Raw genomic sequence first — 18,634 nt, forward strand, 5'->3', positions numbered from 1 at the left:
TCACCACCCGCACCGACGACGAGGAGCCGCCATGGCCATCGACCTGCAGACCGCCCGCACCGTCATCGAGGGAGCGCGGGCGGCCGCCCGCGAGAAGGGGTTCAAGCCGCTGACCGTCGTCGTCCTCGACGCCGGCGGGCACGTGGTGGCCGCCGAGCGCGAGGACGGCTCGTCGACCAAGCGGTTCGAGATCGCGTTCGGCAAGGCCCACGGGGCGATCGCGCTGGGCCTGGGGTCGCGGGCCCTCATGGCGCGGGCCGAGCAGCAGCCGTACTTCATCGCCGCCGCGACGGCGGCGGTCGGCGGTTCGCTGGTCCCGGTCCCGGGCGGGGTGCTCGTCCGGGACGGGTCCGGGACGCTGCTCGGCGCCGTGGGCGTCTCCGGGGAGACGTCGGACAACGACGAGGCCGCCGCCGTCGCCGGCATCGAGGCGGCCGGCCTGCAGGCGCAGCCGGACTGAGCAGCCCCGCGCCGAGCCGCCGCGGCGTCCGGACCGGGATCCCGGTCGAGGACGCCGCGGCGGCTCGGCGTCGTGGGGCCTCCGGGGCGCAGGTGCGGTCAGCGCGCGGCTACTCGCGCGGTGGCGGGACCCGGCGCTCCTGCAGCACGCAAATCCAGTGCCGAACGACTCCTCGGTGTCCATGACCTCGCCGAAGCCGTGCTGCTTGATCTTCACCGTGCTGACGAACGCCAGGGGCGGCTCCGCGGCGCCGTGCGGGAAGCAGAAGTCGGCGTAGTGGTGCGACTCCCCCAGCAGCTCCTGCATGCCGAGGGGGCACAGACCGTGCTCGGCGACGATGCGGTCCCACACATCGGCCTTGGACGGCAGGAACTCCGCCGTGCTCAGCGGCTCGTCGGGGCCCACCTCCACGCCGAGCTCCTCGGCCAGGGCCGGCCACAGGTCGCGCCACTCGAAGACCTCGCCGTTGGTGAGGTTGTCGTGCTGCCCGTCGGCCGCCGGCTCCGTGGCGGCCCAGCGGATGGCGCCGGCGACGATGCGGGTGTCGACCGCCTCCCAGACGAGGCGCGGGCCGCCCGGGAAGAAGGGCCGGCCCTCCTGCCGGCAGATCGCGGCGTAGGCACCGATCACCGGCGGCAGGTCCATCACGACGCCGTGGTCGGGCCCGACGACGAGCTGCGGACGGAAGATCGTGTACCGCAGGCCGCGCTGCGCGGCCCACTCGGCCAGGAGGTCCTCCTGCAGCCAGTAGGAGTCGGCGTGCTCGTCACGGGGGTGGCGCTCGCGCGCCGGGACCCGCATCGGGTGCACGTGGATGCCGTAGGCCTTGGTGCCCTGCAGCAGGGTCACGTGCTGCAGGGCGTCGTCACCGGACAGCGCCTCGACCAGGTTCTGCAGCATCTCCAGGTTGGTCTGCATCTGGTCGTCCTCGGTCCACCCGGCGACGAGACCGGGCTTCTCGTGGACGGCGGCGTGGACGGGGTGGCTCACGTCGGTGACGCCGGCGAGCGCCGCCGTGCAGGCGCCCGCGTCCCGCAGGTCCACCGCGCGGTGCCGGAAGGGCCGCTCGCTGACGACCTCCGGCCTGCGCCGCGACACCGCCACGACGTCCCGGCCGTCGTCGAGGAAACGGTCGACGGCGGCGGCTCCGACCAGTCCGCTGGCTCCGGCGACGAGGACGGTGTCCGGCATGGCGCAGCTCCTGGGACGGGTTCGCGGCCACGGCCACGGCGTGCTGAGTTCACTTGACGAACCCATCAGGGAGGAGGACGGTTCGGGAATCGAACTCAGGAGGTCGCGATGGACATCCCCGTGGACACCCGGCCGGTGCGACCGGACGACGGCCCGCTCTTCTGCCGGCTGTGGGACCGGCTCTCCCCCGAGACCGTGTACCGGCGCTTCCACTCGCCGCTGCGCCACCCGCCGGCCGACGCGCGCCGGTTCGTCGAGGTCGACCACGACCTGCGCGAGGCGCTCGTCGCGGTCGTCGGCGGTGAGGTGGTCGGGGTGGCGCGCTACGACCGCTCCCCCGTCGACCCCGCCACCGCCGACGTCGCCGTGGTCGTCGAGGACGCCTGGCAGGGTGTCGGCGTCGGCCGCCACCTGCTCGCCGAGCTCACCGAGCTGGCCGCACGCCGCGGCGTGCGCACCCTCACGGCCGACGTCCAGGCCGACAACGGCCGCATGGTCGGGCTGGTGCGCCGGCTGCTCCCCGGTGCCGTCCTCACGCCCGCCCACGGCGTCTACGCCGTGCAGAGCCCACTGGCCGGCGCGCCGCTCCCCGCTGCCGCTTGATCCACGAGGTGGGCGTCACGTCGCCGCGCCGACCACGGCGGTCACGGCCGGTCGTGCCGCGGCCGTCGCACGGAGGTGGCGACCGCCCCGGCGCTGGCGGCGACCACACAGGCGATGGCCAGCGCGCCGACCGGTGCGAGGCGCTGTCCCAGCAGGACCGCCCCCGTGCCGGCCGCCACGGCGGGCGCCAGGCTCATCAGGACGGCGAAGGTGCTGCTGGGCAGCCGGCGCAGGCTGATCGCCTCCAGGGCGTAGGGCAGCAGCGAGGACAGCGCGGCGACGGCGGCGCCGGCGGCCAGGACGGCGGGTGAGAACAGCGCCGAGCCCGCGGCGGCCAGGGAGAGGGGTGCGACGGCGACGGCGCCGACGGCCAACGCCAGGGCCAGGCCGTCGAGCCCGGCGAGGGTGGTGGCCGAGCGCTGGGCGGTGAGGATGTAGCAGGCCCACAGCACCCCGGCGCCCAGTGCGCAGCCGACGCCGACGGCGTCCAGGTCGGCCAGACCGCCGTGGCCGAGCAGGACCACCCCGGTGAGGGCCAGCGCCGCCCACAGGACGCTGAGCCACCGCCGGGAGGTCAGCACCGACAGGGCCAGGGGCCCGAGGATCTCCAGGGTCACCGCGGTGCCCAGCGGCAGCCGCGCGATCGCCTCGTAGAACAGCACGTTCATGCCGGCCAGCGCGCCGCCGTAGCCGACCACCACCGGCCAGCCACCGCGGCGCACCGCGCGCAGCGACGGCCGGCACAGCGCCAGCAGCACCACCGCGGACAGGCCCAGGCGCAGGCCGACCGCGCCGACGGCGCCCACGCGGTCGAACAGGCCGGTGGCCACGGCCGCGCCGACCTGCTGGGCGAGCTGCCCACCCAGCACCAGCCCCACCCCGAGCCGGGTGCCGGCGGCGAGGACCGCCGGGGTGCGCTGGTCTGCAGGTGCGGTGGTGGTCACGCCTCCCGACGCTACGAACCGGGCCGGGCGCGCGGAAATGCCGAGTCGGCGGCGGTCATACCCTGCAGGCATGACCGCCGACCTGCGGCACCTGCGGGCCTTCCTGCACATCGCCGACGCCGGCACGATCACCGCCGCGGCGGCCCGGATGCACATGACCCAGCCGGCGGTGTCCCGGCTGCTGGCCCAGCTCGAGGCCCACCTGGGCGTGCGCCTGGTCGAGCGGTCCACCCACTCCCTGACCCTCACCCGCACCGGCGCCGCCTACCGCGACCGCGTGGCCGCGGCGGTGACCGCCGTCGACACCGTCCTCGACCCGGCCGCGCCGCCGTCCTGGCCGCTGCGCCTCGGGCACGCGTGGTCCGCGCTCGGGGTGCACACCCCGGTGCTGCTGCGCCGCTGGGCCGAGCGCCACCCCGACGTCGAGCTGCAGCTGGTGCAGGTCGACCACCGCAGCGCGGGCCTGTCCGACGGCCGCGCCGACGCCGCCGTGGTCCGCGGCCCCGTCCCCGGTCCGGGGGTGCGCAGCGAGCACCTGCTCGACGAGCCCCGGGTGGCCGCCGTCCCCGCCGAGCACCGGCTGGCCGACCGGCCGCGGCTGGCGCTGACCGACCTCGCCGACGACCCGGTCGTGGTGAACAGCGTCTCGGGGACGACCGGAACGGGGCTGTGGCCCCCCGATCGCCGGCCCACCCGCACCGTCGAGGTCACCAGCACCGAGGACTGGCTCGCCGCGATCGCCTCCGGCCGCGGCGTCGGCGTCACGGTCAGCGCGACCGCCGAGCTCAACGGCTACCCCGGCGTCCGGTTCCTCCCGCTGACCGACACCCCGCCCGTGCCGGTCTCCCTCGCCTGGACCGACCCGCCCAGCCACCCGGCCGTCGAGGCCCTGGTCCGCCTCGCCCGCGAGGTGCTCCCCCGCCGGCCCCGCGGCTGACGACGCGGCGCGACCCGGCGCGAGTCGGAGCCGTCAGCGCCAGAACGCGGCGAGCCGCCCGGCGAGGGCGCGGCCCTGGTCGTGCCCGGCTCGAGCGGCGGGCGGACGCGTCGACGGATCCATCAGGTCCTCGCCGAACGCCGCGCGGGACCTGCTGTCCGGGAAGACGGTCTCGACCCTGCTGCCGCCGGCGCGCAGGACCTCGACCTGCCTCACCAGTCGGGTACCCCACTCCCGCGGGTGCCGCGATCTACCGCCCAGGGGTGACAGCACGAGCACCCGCGCGTACCCGGCTGCCAGGTCGGCGTTCTCGACGGACCGGTAGCCGCCGTCGACGTACCGGCGGTCGCCGATCCCGTAGGCGGGGCCACCGGCACAGCTGGCGGCCACGGCGTCCACCAGGTCGACCCCGCTGGAGCGGTCGAACACGACCGGGTCCCCGGTGCGGGCGTCGACCGCGGTGACGAGCACCCGCCGCTCCGGCCAGCGCTGCCCGGGCAGCCGGGCGGCGACCGTGGCGCGCCACCGCGTCCACCCGGCGCCGTCCGCCCCGGCCGCGTCGAGCGCCGCCGCACCCATCCGGCGGCGCATGTCGGCCGCGTCCTCGGCGGCGGCGATGATCCGGCCCGTCCGCTCCATGTGCTCGGCGAGAGGACCCCGCCCGCCGGCGGGGCCGACCCGACCGGTGCGGTGCGGGGGCGGCGCGGTGAGGACGGCGGCGAGCAGGTCGGGCGGGGTCGCGCCGGTGATCTGGGCCGCGGCCGTGGCCCCGGCCGACGTCCCGACGACGAGATCGGCGTCGGCCACGTCCAGCCCGGCGTCGAACAGGCCGGCGACGACGCCGATCAACCAGGCGTTGCCCGCCGATCCGCCGCCACCGAGGACCAGCGCCCGCTGCCCCGCGGCGCCCGCCGGAGGTGTGGCGCCGGCCTGCGGCTGGCCCCCGCCGGAGCTCGTCGTCGAGGGGACGTGCGGGGTGGTGGAGGGGTTCGTGTTCATGGGAGTCGCCTCTCGCGGATCGCCTGGCGGCGCTCCCGGTGGCGACGACGTCAGTCGCGCGATCGTGGACAGGAGGGAGCACCCGCTGCGGACACTGCGTTGGACACTGCGTTCACGGGTCTCACCTCCTGCCGGTGGAGCACGATCGCCGGGACGGTCGCACGCCGGTGACGCGGCGCGCAACCGACATCCGGCCGGCGACGGGCTCAGGTCCGGGGGACGGCGTGGCGCAGCAGGGCGACCCCGTTGCCGAACGGCCGGTTCTCCACCAGCTCCAGGTCGGTCGGGTCGTCCGCGGTCTCGAACGGCCGTCGACCGCGACCGACGACGACCGGGTCGACGTGGAGCCGGCACCCGTCGACGAGGCCCCGTCGCCGGTGGCCCGGACGTCGACCTCCACCGCGTCGGCGCCTGCGTCGAGGGCGACGCGGACGGACTGCAGGGTGTTCTCGGCGTGCCGGAGGGTGCTGGGGGCACCGCGGTGACCGAGGATGCGCGTGGCCCGGACGCCGACCTCGAGCGCTCACGACCGTCCCGTCACGTCGACACGGGGAGTCGATGGCGCGCCCGTGAACCCCCGGTGACGCCAGCGCCGGCGTCCGCCACCGGGGTGTGAGTTCTCGAGGGCTACTCCAGGATGCGGATCTCGACCTGGGTCCAGGTGATCTGGACCTGGCCGGTGATCCGCTGCGGCTGCGCGTCCCGGACCGCGACCTGCCAGGCCGTGCGCCCGGCCATCTGCAGCACCTTGGCGGACGCGACCGCGGTCAGCGCGACCGCCGACGCGGCCAGCACCGGCCCGGCGGTGCCCAGCCGCGCCAGCGTCGAGACCAGCCGCTCGGGGAGATGACCCACCCCGCCCTCCCCGGCGTCCCGGCGGGCGACTGCTGCCCCGTCCGCGCCGATGATCGCGTCGGGCTCCACTGGCTGCTGATCGGTCATCGCGTCCTCCGTCCGCGGGGCCCGCCACACCGGTCGGGCGCCTCCTGGTGTGCGGAGCATGCCCTCCCCCGGCGCCGCCGTGGGGGTCATCGGGCATCCGCTCGGCCACCGCCTCCTGGGGACCGGCCGCACGGAGGCGACGGCCGCTGACCGGCGAGCAGGCGGTAGCTTCTGGGCGTCATCGGTGCTGCAGCCGTGAGGCGGGTCGCTGGCCGACGGAGGGGTCGTTGAGCGCGACGGAACCGGGCATCGACCGCGCGCAGCGCCGCCCGACGCGGACGCGCCGGCTGCGGACGCGGCTGGTCCGGCTGGTGCGGACGCCGCACCCGGCGCAGGCCGGCGTACTGGCGTTCGCGGTGGCCGTTCTCGCGGTCACGGTGCTGCTGTTGCTGCCCGTGGCCGCCGAGCCGGGGCAGACGACCACCGTCCGGGAGGCGTTGTTCACGGCGACCTCCGCGGTGTGCGTGACGGGTCTGGCCGTCGTCGACACCTCCAGGCACTGGTCGGGCTTCGGGGAGCTCGTCATCCTCGTCGGCATCCAGGCCGGCGGGTTCGGGATCATGACGCTGGCCTCGTTGCTGGGACTGGCCGCCTCGCGCCGCCTCGGCCTCCGTACTCGACTGCTGACCAGCTGGGAGACCAAGGCCGAGGGGCTCGGTGACCTCCGCCGCGTGCTGGGCGGCGTCGCGCGCACGACGTTCACGGTGGAGGCGCTGGTCACCCTCGCCCTGACCCTGAGGTTCTGGCTGGGATACGACCACTCGGCCCTCGAGGCGCTCAACAGCGGGGTGTTCCACGCCGTCTCGTCGTTCAACAACGCGGGCTTCTCCCTGTACAGCGACAACCTGGTGGGCTTCGCCTCCGACCCGTTCGTCTGCCTGCCGATCGCGGCGGCCGTCGTCCTCGGCGGCCTGGGCTTCCCCGTGTTGTTCGAACTCCGGCGGGAGCTGACGTCCCCGAGGCGTTGGTCGTTGCACACCAAGACGACGCTGTTGACCTACGCCCTGCTCCTGCTCGGCGGCACCGTCGTCATCGGCGCCTTCGAGTGGACCAACCCCGGTACCCTCGGCCCGCTGAGCGTGCCCGGTAAGCTGCTCACCAGCTTCTTCCAAGGGGGCGTGCAGCCGCGGACGGCCGGGTTCAACACCGTCGACGTCGGCGCCATGCAGCCGGAGAGCCTGCTGGTCCAGGACGTGCTCATGTTCATCGGCGGTGGCAGTGCCAGCACCGCCGGCGGGATCAAGGTCACCACCTTCATGGTGCTGTTCTTCGCCATCGTGGCCGAGGCCCGGGGCGATCCCCACGTCGACGCCCTCGGCCGGGAGATCAGCTCACCGGTGCTGCGGCAGGCCCTCACCGTGGCGCTGCTCGGCGTCGCCCTGGTCGTGTCCGGGACCCTCGTCCTGCTCGTGGTCTCCGGGCTGCCTCTGGACCAGGTGCTGTACGAGACCGTCTCGGCCTTCGCCACCGTCGGGCTGTCCACCGGCATCACCGCAGACCTGCCCGCGGCCGGGCAGTACGTGTTGATCGCGCTCATGTTCCTGGGCCGGACCGGACCTGTCACGCTGGCGACAGCGCTGGTCCTGCGGGAACGACGCCGCCTGTACCGACGTCCGGAGGAGAGGGTGCTCGTTGGGTAGGAACCACGAGGACAGCGTCCTGGTCGTCGGACTGGGACGCTTCGGCAGCTCGATCTCCACCACCCTGGAACGCCTCGGTCACGAGGTGCTGGCCGTCGACGCCGACCTGGAGCTGGTGCAGGAGTGGTCGACCCGGCTGCGGCACGTGACCCAGGTCGATGCCACCAGCGAGAGCGCCATGCGGCAACTGGGCGCAGAGCAGTTCGACATCGCGGTGGTCGGCATCGGCGACGACATCGAGGCGAGCCTGCTCAGCACGGGCATCCTGCTCGACCTGGGACTACGGGAGGTGTGGGCCAAGGCCATCACCCCTGCCCACGGGCGCATCCTGGAGCGCAGCGGCGCCCACCACGTCATCTACCCGGAGCGCGACGCCGGCGAGCGCACCGCCCACCTCCTGTCCGGTCGCCTCATCGACTACATCGAGTTCGACGACGGCTTCGCGATCGTCAAGATGAAGGCGCCACGAGAGGCCCTCGACAGGACCCTCGGCGAGTCGGCCCTGCGCAGCAGGTACGGCGTGACCATCGTCGGGGTCAAGCGAGGCGGTGAGGACTTCACCCACGCCGTCCCCGAGACGACCGTCAGGGACGGCGACCTGCTCATCGTGTCCGGAGCCACCCACCTCATCGAGAAGTTCGCCGCCGAGGCCAGCTGAGCCCCGGACACCTCCCCGGCGTCCACCGCGATCGGCGATCCCGCCCGGCCCTCGTCCCCGCGTCCTCCCGCCTCCGTCCGCCGGCCGTACCGACCCGGGCGGTCGCCGCCGGGCTCCTCGTGGTGGGTGCTTCACGGTCGGCGCCGGTCGGACACCAGCTCGCACGGCGATCAGCTCCGCCGCTCGATGATCCCGTGGACGGCGGACGACGTCGCGGAGGAACCCGCGGATCGACGCGCCCGGGGCAGCCCCGCGGCCGGTGGGTGGGTCCGCCGCCCCTGCGACAGCCCCACCCGGGCACGGGAGCGGCCGGTTCAGACGCCGGCGACCGTCCGACCGCGCACCTCGTGTCCCAGGGACTGAAGCGCCTGCAGGATCACGTCGACCACCGGCTGGGGCTTGGTGACGAAGGCGACGTGCGAGCCCTCCTGCTCCGTGATCGTCGCGCCGGCCCGCTGGGCCATGCTGCGGACGACGTCGCTGCCGGCGGCCTTGTCCCCGGTGGCGACGACCGCCCACGACGGCAGGCTCCTCCAGGCCGGTGTCCCGTTCGGCTCGGTGAAGCCCCGCCTCGACACGGGCCGCTGCGCGACGGCCATCACCGCACTCTCCTCGGGGGACACGTCGGCGGCGAAGGCGTCGTGGAACCGCGCGGGGTCGATGGCGAACTCGACCTCTGTCCCGTCCCCCTCCCCGGTGGGGTACCGCAGCTCGACGAGAGCGCTGTCGAGGACGCTGTCCGTGGAGTTCCCCTCGATCGCCAGGAGCGTCTCCCCCTCGTCCGGGGCGAAGGCGGCCACGTAGACCAGGCCGATCACGTTCCCCGGACGCGCTCCGGCGTTGCTGATGACCGCCCCGCCGTAGGAGTGCCCCACGGCGAGCACCGGGCCGGGGATCTGGCCCAGGGCACTGGCCACGTAGGCGGCGTCGTGGGTGATGCCCCGCAGGGGGTTGGGGATGGCCTGCACCCGCACCCCGGCAGCGGTGAGGCCGGCGATGACGCCGCTCCAGCCGGAGCTGTCGGCGAAGGCCCCGTGGACGAGGGCGACGGTGGGGGCGGTGGCGGACTCGGACATGGTGATCTCCTCGATCTCCCGATCTCGGGAACGGCGCGGATCCGGTGGTGGGTCAGCTGCCCAGGAAGGCCAGCAGGTCGGCGTTGAACTCCTCCTCGTGGGCTCCGGTGAGGCCGTGCGGAGCTCCCGGATAGACCTTGAGCGTCGCGTTCGGCACCAGGTCGATGGACCTGCGAGCGGCGGCGACGATGGGCACGATCTGGTCGTCGTCCCCGTGCAGGATCAGCGTCGGGACGTCGATGGCCTCGAGGTCCTCGGTGAGGTCGGTCTCGGAGAAGGCCTTGACGCAGTCGTAGGCGCCCTTGATCCCGACCGACATCGACTGCAACCAGAACTCGTCCCTCTTGCCCTGCGAGACGCTCGAACCCGGACGGTTGGCGCCGTAGAACGCGGCGGACAGGTCCGCGTAGTACTGCGACCGGTCCCCGGCCACGCCGGCGCGGATGTCGTCGAACACCGAGAGCGGCAGTCCGTCGGGATTCGCGTCGGTCCGGACCATCAGCGGCGGGATGGCGCTGAGCAACACGGCCTTGGCCACGCGTGCGGTGCCGTGACGGCCCATGTACCTGGTCACCTCACCTCCACCGGTGGAGTGCCCGACCAGGACGACGTCGTGCAGGTCGAGGTGCTCGATGAGCCCGGCGAGGTCCTCGGCGTAGGTGGTGAGGTCGTTGCCCTCCCAGGGTTGGGAGGACCGGCCACCGCCTCGCCGGTCGTGTGCGATCGCCCGGTAGCCGGCATCGGCGACCAGCTGGAGCTGGGGATCCCAGGCGTCGGAGGTCAACGGCCACCCGTGGCTGAAGACGACCGGCTGCCCGCTCCCCCAGTCCTTGTAGAAGATGTCCACGCCGTCCTCGGTGGTGAACGTCCCCACGACCCCTCCCCACGGTTCGTCGCATCGACCCGGCGCACCCCTCGGTGGAGGCGTCGAGGACGTTCCTCGCGCCGGCGAGGCCGCGCATGGGTCAAGTGACCTCGAGACGACCGGAGGCCGACCGGCGGAACGCTGCTACGGCGACACGGACGGCCCCGGTGACCCACGACCGCCGGCGTGGAAGGTGCGGAGGGCAGCCAGGACGTCGGCCGGGCGCTCCTCGACCAGGAAGTGCCCGCAGTCCAGAGCGGCGCCGGAGACGTCGTCGGCCCAGTCGCGCCAGACCGCGAGCGTGTCGTACCACGCCTCCAGCGCGCCCCTCCCGGCCCACAGGACCTGCGTCGGGCAGGTGATCCGGTGCCCCGCGGCCCGGTCCTCGTCGTCCCACCGACGATCGCAGGTGGCACCGGCCCGGTAGTCCTCGCACATGGCCTCGATGACGGCCGGATCCCGGGCGCACCGCACGTAGTCGGCGACGGCGGCCGGCGGGAAGCGGCGGATGGCGCCGCCGAACTCGGCGTCGAGGAGGAAGAACTCCGGGTCCTGCTCGATCAGCCGCTCCGGGATCGGGTGCGGCTGGGCCAGGAAGCCCCAGTGCCAGTACCCGATGGCGAAGCGGTCGTCGGCGCGGGCCCAGACCTCCCCGGTCGGGATGACGTCCATGACGGTCAGGCGGCGCACCGCGGCCGGTGAGTCGAGCGCCATGCGGTAGGCCACCCGGCCGCCGCGGTCGTGGCCTGCCACGTCGAACCGGTCGAAGCCGAGCTGCTGCATGAGACGGGTGCAGTCCTGGGCCATCGCCCGTTTGCCGTAGCTCTCGTGCGTCGGTACCGCGGCGGGCTTGGAGCTCTCCCCGTAGCCGCGGAGGTCGGGAGCCACGACGGTGAAGTCCCTGGCCAGCTCGCCGGCCACCAGGGCCCAGGCCAGGTGTGTCTCGGGGTAGCCGTGCAGGAGCAGCAGCGGCGGCCCGTCGCCTCCTGCGCGGACCCGCAGCGACACCTCCCCGACGGTCATCCGGGACAGCGGGAGCCGGTCGAACTCGGGTGGGAGCGCGGCGTCGCTCCCCGTCGCGGTGGGATCGGACATCGGTCCTCCTCCTCGGGAGCCGGCGCAGGCGCCGCATCCTGCACCGGCGGCCCACCGGAGCGCTTGGGTCGATCGACTCGATCGACGCCCCGGGAGGGCGGTGCGGCACCCCCGGCTGCGGCACACCGCGCGAGACGCTGCACGGCGCCTGCGCCGGTGGCGGACACGGATCCCCGCCTCGTGCCCCTGGCCGGGCAGGACGTTGACCTCGCCGGCATCGACGTCGTGGTGAACACGCACCTGCACGTCGACCACTGCGGCGGCAACCACCTCCTCGCCGGCAGACCGACCTCCGTCCAGCGCCGGGAGCTCGACGACGCGCACAGCCAGGACGACCACACCATCCGCGCGTCGGTCGACGCGCCCGGCGTGCGGTACGTGCCGGTCGACGGCGAGCTCGAGCTGCTCCCCGGCCTCCGGCTCCTCCCGGCACCCGGCCACACACCCGGCACGCAGGTGGTCGTCGTCGGGACCGGCGGTCGTCCCGTCGTCGCCGGCGACGTGGCGGTCCGGTCCGGCGAGCTCGACGAGCCGCGCACCGAGGGCCCCTCACCGGCGACTGAGACCCTCGGCACCGGTCGCCTTCACGCGGTCGAGGAGGACGTCGAGACCGGTGACGGTCCAGGCGATGCCGAACCAGACGCGCTCCGTCCCGGACCAGCGCCGGATCCGGACCTCGTACGTCTCCCCCGGTCGGGCAGCGACCTCGGCGATCTCGTAGCTGTTGTCCCACGAGGTGCTCGTCGCGACCGTGGCGCCCGAGGAGTCCCGCACGTGCAGGTCGAGGTCGACCGTGAGGTGCGAGGACAGCGGGAGGCTGAGCCCCAGGAAGCGCAGGACGTCGACGTGCGAGCTCCAGGCGAGCGCGACCTTCACGCGCGAGCGGAGGCCGGTCCGCGGCACGGTGACCCGGTAGGACGACGTGGTGAAGCCGAACCGGTCGAGGTCCGCGCTGCGCACGGTGCCGACGTCCCAGCCGCGGCGGGACCCGTCCCCGCCGCGCCGTTCCCGGTGTCGGGCGATCCGCACGGCGGCGTGCGAGTCGAGCGCGCCGGAACCGTCGGCGGCATCGACGCCCGCGACGAGGTCGTCCCGCCACGTGCCACCGGAGGGGTTCCGCCAGGCGCCGGCCAGCAGGATCGCTCGGCAGCCCTCCGGCCACGAGCGCAGCAGCGGCGCGGTCTGCTGGACCAGGGCCGCACCACCGGCGACGGCCGGGGCCGCCATGCTCGTGCCGCTCTTGGTGAGCCCGACCGCGGTCACCGCCGTCCCGTTCGCGGCCAGCTCGGGGAGCTCCCGGTCGCCGTGCGGCGATGCCGGGTTGCCGAAGACCGAGGTGGACGACATCGCCGCGGCCTGGTCGTCGTGGTTGCCGACGGTCAGCCGGTTGAACCCCTTGTGGTTGACGAACTCCGAGGACGTTCCGTTGCCGGCCGCCTCGCAGATCGTCGGGTACGGCCAGCGCAGTGCGAGGTGGTCCTTGTAGACGTCGTCGAACGAGAGCTCGGAGGAGGTCTGTTCGGCCGTGCGGTGGAAGCTCTGGCTGATCACGGTGCAGCCCTGCTCGATCGCCGCCCAGCGGATCGCGGCGAGGGACTTGCTGTTCGCGGAGTGCAGCGAGCAGTCCGGCGCATGACCGTGCGGCGCGCCGGGCCGCTGGTTGCGGATGATCCCGTGGGTGTGCCGGCTGTGGTCGCTCGTGGCCGGGTCGGAGCGGAACCGCGCGGCGATCACGAGGTCGGTGGTGGTGTCCGGCCCGTCCTCGTAGACCGCCACCCTCACACCCCGGCCCGTCGCCCCGGCGGCGTGCGCGTCGTCGGCGTTCGCGATGGCGATCGAGTCCGCGAGGTCCTCGATGCCCTCGACCTCGTGCAGGAACACCGCTGCGACCTCGGGCCGGTCGGCGAGCGCGGCGACGCGACCGGCGGGCAGCTGCCCGAACACCACGGGCGCCGCGTCGTCGATCCGCTCCGCCGCGAAGTCGACCTCCGCGGCCGCCGCGGCGAAGCGCTCGCCGAGCCGGACCCACTCCTCGCGGGCCGCCAGCTCGTCGCGCGGAGGCTCCGGCGTGGGCTCGTCCTCCGACTTCTCCGGGTCCGCCGCGTCTCCTGCGTGCAGCCACACGGCGACGGGCACCGGTTCGTCGGCGCCGAGGCCGCGCACCCGCGCGTCGAGGTGCGGGTGCACCCGCCCGAACCGCTCGGCGCGGCGGGCGGCGACCCCCGCCAGGAGGTGGTCGACGTCCACCGGCTCGCCCCGGTCGTCGAACGCCAGCTGCACCGGCTCGTCGCCCCCGCGTCGCGCGGCCTTGAACACGTCCACGAACGGGCCCTCACCACCCGGGGCCATCGGCAGGCGCTCGACGTCGAGCTCGCCGATCCGCAGCCGGACGGCGTGGTGGACGACGACGTCGTCCGGCACCGGCGCCGGCGTGTCGACCAGGACGAACGGGACGGCCACCACCTCGGACCCACCGCCGTCGCCGTCGCCGTCGCCGTCGGGGCGCACCTCGCCGATGCGCAGCACGTGCGCGCCCAGCGGGAGCCCCTCGGTCGACACCGCGGCGGTGCCGTCGCCGGCCGGCGTCACGGTGGCCCGCTGCCCCGGCACCGTGACACCACCGACCGCTTCCGGCGCGATGTCGCCCCGGGCTCGTACCGAGATGACCGTGCCCCGGCGGACGACCTCACCCGGTTCGATGCTCGTGGTCACCATCGGTCCTGTCGCCCTGGCAGTGGAGGTCATCTCGGCTCGGCTCCGCTCGTGTGACGGGTGGGGATCGACACCCAGGAGCAGCGGGCGTCCCCTCCTGATACGCGGCGTCCGAGGAGGGGCAGCGCGTCGCCGACGGCGTGGTCGTCGGCAGGCACCCGACGCAGACGAGGACGACGGCCAGGCGAGGCCGGCACGGTGGTGGTCGTGGCGACGCGGGCCTGACGGCGGGTCCAGGCGCGCGCAGGACAGCCGCCGCCCATGGCTCGTCCGACCACCCGGCGGTGCCGGTCGAGTCGGGCGCTGGGGTCCCGGCCGGTGCGCGCGGTCCGGGAGGCGCCCCCTGAGGGCGCCGCGAACCGCGGCGATGGACTAGCGGGACCGCTGCTGACGGCGGGCGATGAGCACCAGCACCGCGAGCACCAGCGCGAGGGGCGCCCAGGCCGGCAGCGCGAACGGGCCGAGCAGCAGCTGCGCCACGACGAGGAGGACCTGGAACCCGACCCAGACGCCGACCAGCAGCACCAACAAGTACACGACGGGCCGCTCCTGGCGCAGGCGCTGCAGGTAGTCCACGTCTCCTCCTCCACTCCCGCACCCGGGCCGGGCGCGTCGTCCCTGCACAACGTCAGGCGCCGCGCCGCCCGTTCCCGTCCCCCCTCCCGGGGGGGTGCCTGATCAGCCCGGGAGCCCCGTCACGGACGCGCGACCAGGCCGTTGCGGAGCTCGTCGAGGGCCTGGGCGAGGCTCACCCGCGGCGTCCAGCCCCACCGGCGGGCGCGGTCGGCCAGCAGCTGCCCGGTCCACACCGGCTCGTCGGTCCACTCCGGCGCGACACCCAGCGCGTCGGTCACCGTGCCGAGGTAGTCCCGCCACGTCGCCGGCTCGCCCGCGACGATGACCGGCGTCGTGCTCCCGGCCACGGGGCCCCGCTCCGGGTCGTCGGCGGTCGCGACGGCGCCCGTGGCGACGTCGGCGACCAGCGCCGCCAGGTCCTCCACGTGCACCCAGGCCCAGGTCTGCGCCGGGTTCACCCGGCGGTCGCCGTTCCGGACGGCCCGCGGTCGCAGGGTGTTCCACACCGACGTGTCACCGGCGCCGATGATCGCCGGCGGGCGCACCAGCACGGTGGTGAGCCCGCCGACCTGCGCGAGCGCGGCGTCGGTGGCGTTCTTCGTGTCGGGGTAGTCGCCGCTGCCCTCGGGCAGCAGGGCGCCGTCCTCGGCGACGTCGCCGACGCCGGCGGAGCGGTCGTAGACCCCGGCCGTGGACAGGTGCACCAGCCGGGCGACACCGGCGTCCCGGGCGGCCCGGGCCAGGACCGGCGTCCCCTCGGCGCCCACCCGGTACTGCACCTCCCGCGACGAGCCCATCGGGTGCACCGTTGTGACCACCGCGTCGGCGCCCTGGGTCACCGCGCGGGCCAGGGACTCGTCGGCGAAGTCACCGACGTGCTCGGTGATGCCGTCGAGCGCCGGCGCGCTGCCCGCGCGGCGGACCACGGCGCGCACCCGCGCCGACCGCTCCACGAGGGCCCGGCACACCGCGCTGCCCACCAGTCCGTTCGCACCGGTCACCACGACGACGGGAGAGGAGTCGGCCACGCCGTCCACCCTGCCAGCGGCGCCACGACGGCGCTCCCTGCGCGACCCGCACGGCGTCAGGCCGCTCGGCGACCTCGGTGCGGCGTCCCGGCGGAGGACGGTGTGCGAGCCGGCGCCGCAGACGCGAGCGCCGACGGCGGACAGCGGGCGGGTGCTCGATGCGAGGGCGCCCCCCGGCTGACGGACGCCGCGGTCTACGAGCGCCCGGCGAGGACGGAGTCCGCAGTCCGGGCGAGGTCCCGCACGATGTCGGCCGCGGGTCGGATGTCGTCGATGAGCGAGCAGGACTGACCGCAGTAGAGGACCGCGTGGTCGAGGTCGCCCTCGAACCCCTCCATCGGCATGAAGATGCCGTAGCGGGGCAGTTCGACCGTCTGCCCCGCGACCGGCATCTTCCCGACGACGTCCCCCTCACCGGCGCGGGACCCGATCGGCAGCGAACCGGCCGCCTCCCAGTCGCGGACGGCCCCGTTGCGCAGCACCCGGTGCGGGGCGTCGGGCCACCCGACGTCGAACATCCTCGTGGAGAACGTGTCCTCCGCGGTCGCGGCGACGACGCGGTCCTTGTACTCCTGGGCGGCCCGCGACTCCTGGCTGCAGAGGAAGCGGGTGCCCAGGGAGACCGCCTGGGCACCGAGGTCGAGGGCGGCCGCGACCTGCTGTCCGGTCGCGATGCCCCCAGCGGCGACGACCGGTAGCGGGGCGACCGCCTCCACCGTCGCAGGCAGCAGGACCGACAGCGCCGTGGTGCCCCGCACGTGACCGCCCGCCTCGACGCCCTGGACCATCACGGCGTCCACACCGGCGGCCGCTGCGCGCCGGGCCTCGGCGACCGAGCCGCACTGCACCAGGACCCTCGTCCCGACCCGGTGCGCCTCCTCGACGTACGGGCTCGGGTCACCCCAGAAGAGCACGAGGACGGGCACCCGCTCCTCCAGGCAGCAGGAGACCGCCTCCTCGTCCATCAGCGGGACGATCAGGTTGACCGCGAAGGGCCGGTCCGTGAGCGCCCGCAGCTGCCGGATCGACTCCCGGATCGCCGGCGTGGGCAGCCCGCCCATCCCCAGCACCCCGAGGCCACCGGCACCGCAGACCGCGGCCGCCAGCTCCGGGCCGGCGAGGCCGCCGCCCATGCCGGCGTTCCAGATCGGCACCTCGGTGCCGAGGGACGTGCACAGCGGGGTGGTCACCATCGCGCACCTCCGGGGTGGCTGGGGCCGGTCGAACCGGCAGAGGGGCACCGTAGACCCGGCCGAGGGCGCCGTGGCAGCTCGATGGTCCCCGCACTCGTCTCGGCCGCGTTCGCCGCCGGCATCGCGCTCGGCTCAGCCGCCGGAGGCGCCGCACTCGACCTGGACGACGACTACCGGCTGCTGCCCCTCGTGGGGGCCGCCATGGTCGTCCTCGGCCTCGTGACGTTCGCCGCGAACCACCGCAGCGACACGGGCCGACGCTCACCCGTGGGCGAGGCTCCCCATGAGCTCGCGGACGCCTGACGGCTGCGGTCACGCAGACGTCCACTCACAGGAGGCAGCCCGAGGACGCGACCCCTTGACGCCCAGCCGTCGGCCGCGGGTCCGCGTACGTCCGCTGGTGCTCGTCCACGCAGGTCGAGCGGCACACGAACGACGGCGGACTGCGGCGAACGACCTCGCACGGACCCCGATAGTGGTCGCAGCGACGATCTCGGCGTCGTGCCCGGATCCACGCCGCCGGTCGGGCGGGTGCCCGTCACCCCGCAGCTGTGGGTGACGCACGCGGCCCAGGTGTGAGCCCGGGCCGGCCGGCCACGGCCGGACGCGCTGCACGGCGGAGGCCGGGGAGGAGTGACCCGCTGCCCCGGCCCCGCCGGCTCACGACCTCGTGCACGTCCGGTCGCGGGCCGTCGGTGCCGGACACCCGGCACCAGCGAGCAGCGGGACACCCGGGATGAGGCCAGCAGTTCGACGGCTGACCGGACGACTGGTCCCGACACTCCCGCAGAGCCGACACGGCGCCCGCTCGCCCGATGGCCTGTCGCCGGCGGCCGGAGGCGCTCACCGGACGTGGGTGACGGCACGAGGACCGCGCTCGGCCGACGACACGGCACTGCCCTCGGTCACGGGGTGCCTCCGCCGCCGCGCTCCAGGACGAAGGCGAAGGACGAGGCGTCGGCACGGACACGCCGCCCCGTCCCGTCGCGGACCGCTGCCGTCCGCAGCCCGGCGGCCGCCGCGAGGTCGCGGAAGCCGGCCTGGGTGTGCCAGTGCAGCGTCCAGGTCCGGTCGACGACCGTGCTCTCGCCGGCGGTGTGCCGCTCGTAGCGCAGCACGGCCCGCTGCGTCCGGTTGCTCTCGTCGCGTTCCTCCGACACGACCGAGAACCGCAGGAGCGCACCGTCCTCCGCGCGGACCTCACGGACCTGCCGCCACGAGTGCTCGGGAGTGGGCGCGGGGACGAACAGCGGGACGAGCGCGGCACCACCGGCCGCGAGGTGGGCACGGATCGCCCGCAGCGCCAGGAGCGCGGCCTCGTCGTCCGGCAGGAGGGTGAAGGTCGGGCCCGCCAGGAAGATCGACCGGTAGCGCTCGGGCAGGGCCAGCGCCTCCATCCGCTGGTGGTGCAGGACGACGTCGAGCCCGGCCCGCGCGGCCGCGCGACGGCAGCGCTGCAGCATGTCCGCCGACGAGTCGACGCCCTGGACCGCCAAGCCCCGCCGACGCAGGTCCAGCAACGGCTCACCGTCCCCGCACCCCAGCTCGAGGGCCGGCTCACCGTGCCGCCGGATGAACCGCGCGTAGGGCTCCGGATCCGGGGACACCGACTTCAACAGGTGGTAGAGGTCGGCGACGATGCCGGTGTAGAAGTCCGCCGGTCGGACCACGGCAGCACCTCCTGTGGTGTCGTCTCCCCAGGCTGCACCGTCCTG

The 18,634-nt window shown here is 74.8% G+C and carries 18 protein-coding genes and 2 pseudogenes; 7 read left to right on the forward strand and 13 right to left on the reverse strand.

What is annotated here, in order from left to right:
• Window positions 1-31: 31 nt before the first annotated feature.
• Window positions 32-460, forward strand: a complete 429-nt coding sequence (locus tag ACU616_RS23160) for a GlcG/HbpS family heme-binding protein (protein ID WP_446761516.1) — start codon at window positions 32-34, stop codon at window positions 458-460.
• 669 nt (window positions 461-1,129) lie between these two features.
• Here ACU616_RS23160 and ACU616_RS23165 read toward each other — a convergent pair.
• Window positions 1,130-1,717: pseudogene (locus ACU616_RS23165) on the reverse strand (NAD-dependent epimerase/dehydratase family protein); the annotation flags it as partial.
• Window positions 1,718-1,759: 42 nt separating this feature from the next.
• Between ACU616_RS23165 and ACU616_RS23170 the strand changes: the two are divergent.
• Window positions 1,760-2,254 carry an N-acetyltransferase family protein gene (locus tag ACU616_RS23170; protein WP_446760765.1) on the forward strand — a complete coding sequence of 165 codons (495 nt, stop codon included), beginning with the start codon at window positions 1,760-1,762 and terminating at the stop codon, window positions 2,252-2,254.
• Between the two features lie 41 nt (window positions 2,255-2,295).
• On the opposite strand, the gene ACU616_RS23175 is transcribed toward ACU616_RS23170, so the two are convergent.
• Window positions 2,296-3,198, reverse strand: a complete 903-nt coding sequence (locus ACU616_RS23175) for an EamA family transporter (RefSeq protein ID WP_446760766.1) — start codon at window positions 3,196-3,198, stop codon at window positions 2,296-2,298.
• A gap of 70 nt (window positions 3,199-3,268) precedes the next feature.
• On the opposite strand from ACU616_RS23175, the gene ACU616_RS23180 reads away from it, so the two are divergent.
• The gene (locus ACU616_RS23180) at window positions 3,269-4,135 is read left to right on the forward strand and encodes a LysR family transcriptional regulator (RefSeq protein WP_446760767.1); all 867 of its coding nucleotides are present in this window, start codon (window positions 3,269-3,271) and stop codon (window positions 4,133-4,135) included.
• 33 nt (window positions 4,136-4,168) lie between these two features.
• Here ACU616_RS23180 and ACU616_RS23185 read toward each other — a convergent pair whose 3' ends face one another.
• The 3 genes from ACU616_RS23185 to ACU616_RS23195 form a co-directional block, all read right to left on the reverse strand.
• Complete coding sequence (locus tag ACU616_RS23185; protein WP_446760768.1) at window positions 4,169-5,134, reverse strand: patatin-like phospholipase family protein; 966 nt, start codon at window positions 5,132-5,134, stop codon at window positions 4,169-4,171.
• Between the two features lie 121 nt (window positions 5,135-5,255).
• The gene (locus tag ACU616_RS23190) at window positions 5,256-5,627 is read right to left on the reverse strand and encodes a glycerophosphodiester phosphodiesterase family protein (RefSeq protein WP_446761517.1); all 372 of its coding nucleotides are present in this window, start codon (window positions 5,625-5,627) and stop codon (window positions 5,256-5,258) included.
• A 134-nt stretch (window positions 5,628-5,761) separates the two neighbouring features.
• A complete protein-coding gene (locus tag ACU616_RS23195; RefSeq protein WP_446760769.1) occupies window positions 5,762-6,076 on the reverse strand; it encodes a hypothetical protein in 315 nt (104 codons plus the stop codon).
• A gap of 227 nt (window positions 6,077-6,303) precedes the next feature.
• On the opposite strand from ACU616_RS23195, the gene ACU616_RS23200 reads away from it, so the two are divergent.
• Window positions 6,304-7,716 (forward strand): TrkH family potassium uptake protein, encoded by a 1,413-nt coding sequence (locus ACU616_RS23200; RefSeq protein ID WP_446760770.1) that lies wholly within the window; start codon window positions 6,304-6,306, stop codon window positions 7,714-7,716.
• On the forward strand, window positions 7,709-8,374 hold the full coding sequence (locus ACU616_RS23205) for a potassium channel family protein (RefSeq protein ID WP_446760771.1): 666 nt from the start codon (window positions 7,709-7,711) through the stop codon (window positions 8,372-8,374). Before ACU616_RS23200 ends, ACU616_RS23205 begins: the two co-directional genes overlap by 8 nt.
• Window positions 8,375-8,688: 314 nt before the next feature.
• Here the strand turns inward: ACU616_RS23205 and ACU616_RS23210 are convergent, their stop codons facing one another.
• The 3 genes from ACU616_RS23210 to ACU616_RS23220 form a co-directional block, all read right to left on the reverse strand.
• Window positions 8,689-9,450 carry an alpha/beta fold hydrolase gene (locus ACU616_RS23210; RefSeq protein ID WP_446760772.1) on the reverse strand — a complete coding sequence of 254 codons (762 nt, stop codon included), beginning with the start codon at window positions 9,448-9,450 and terminating at the stop codon, window positions 8,689-8,691.
• A gap of 52 nt (window positions 9,451-9,502) precedes the next feature.
• A complete protein-coding gene (locus ACU616_RS23215; RefSeq protein WP_446760773.1) occupies window positions 9,503-10,324 on the reverse strand; it encodes an alpha/beta fold hydrolase in 822 nt (273 codons plus the stop codon).
• A 135-nt stretch (window positions 10,325-10,459) separates the two neighbouring features.
• Window positions 10,460-11,410: an alpha/beta fold hydrolase gene (locus ACU616_RS23220; RefSeq protein ID WP_446760774.1), complete on the reverse strand. Its 951-nt coding sequence runs from the start codon at window positions 11,408-11,410 to the stop codon at window positions 10,460-10,462.
• A 180-nt stretch (window positions 11,411-11,590) separates the two neighbouring features.
• Here ACU616_RS23220 and ACU616_RS23225 point away from each other — a divergent pair.
• Window positions 11,591-11,935 (forward strand): annotated as a pseudogene (locus ACU616_RS23225) (MBL fold metallo-hydrolase); the annotation flags it as partial.
• A 24-nt stretch (window positions 11,936-11,959) separates the two neighbouring features.
• Here the strand turns inward: ACU616_RS23225 and ACU616_RS23230 are convergent.
• From ACU616_RS23230 to ACU616_RS23245, 4 genes are all read right to left on the reverse strand, one after another.
• Complete coding sequence (locus ACU616_RS23230; RefSeq protein WP_446760775.1) at window positions 11,960-14,122, reverse strand: S8 family serine peptidase; 2,163 nt, start codon at window positions 14,120-14,122, stop codon at window positions 11,960-11,962.
• Window positions 14,123-14,494: 372 nt separating this feature from the next.
• Complete coding sequence (locus tag ACU616_RS23235) at window positions 14,495-14,698, reverse strand: hypothetical protein (protein ID WP_446760776.1); 204 nt, start codon at window positions 14,696-14,698, stop codon at window positions 14,495-14,497.
• A gap of 119 nt (window positions 14,699-14,817) precedes the next feature.
• Complete coding sequence (locus ACU616_RS23240; RefSeq protein ID WP_446760777.1) at window positions 14,818-15,726, reverse strand: NAD-dependent epimerase/dehydratase family protein; 909 nt, start codon at window positions 15,724-15,726, stop codon at window positions 14,818-14,820.
• A gap of 194 nt (window positions 15,727-15,920) precedes the next feature.
• Window positions 15,921-16,916, reverse strand: coding sequence for an NAD(P)H-dependent flavin oxidoreductase (locus tag ACU616_RS23245; RefSeq protein WP_446760778.1), 996 nt, complete (start codon window positions 16,914-16,916; stop codon window positions 15,921-15,923).
• 84 nt (window positions 16,917-17,000) lie between these two features.
• Between ACU616_RS23245 and ACU616_RS23250 the strand changes: the two genes are divergently transcribed.
• Entirely contained in the window at window positions 17,001-17,222 is a 222-nt protein-coding gene (locus ACU616_RS23250) for a hypothetical protein (RefSeq protein WP_446760779.1), read from the forward strand.
• Window positions 17,223-17,824: 602 nt separating this feature from the next.
• Here ACU616_RS23250 and ACU616_RS23255 read toward each other — a convergent pair.
• Window positions 17,825-18,589, reverse strand: coding sequence for a class I SAM-dependent methyltransferase (locus ACU616_RS23255; RefSeq protein ID WP_446760780.1), 765 nt, complete (start codon window positions 18,587-18,589; stop codon window positions 17,825-17,827).
• Window positions 18,590-18,634: the final 45 nt, after the last annotated feature.

This window comes from Geodermatophilus sp. URMC 62 (assembly GCF_052931475.1).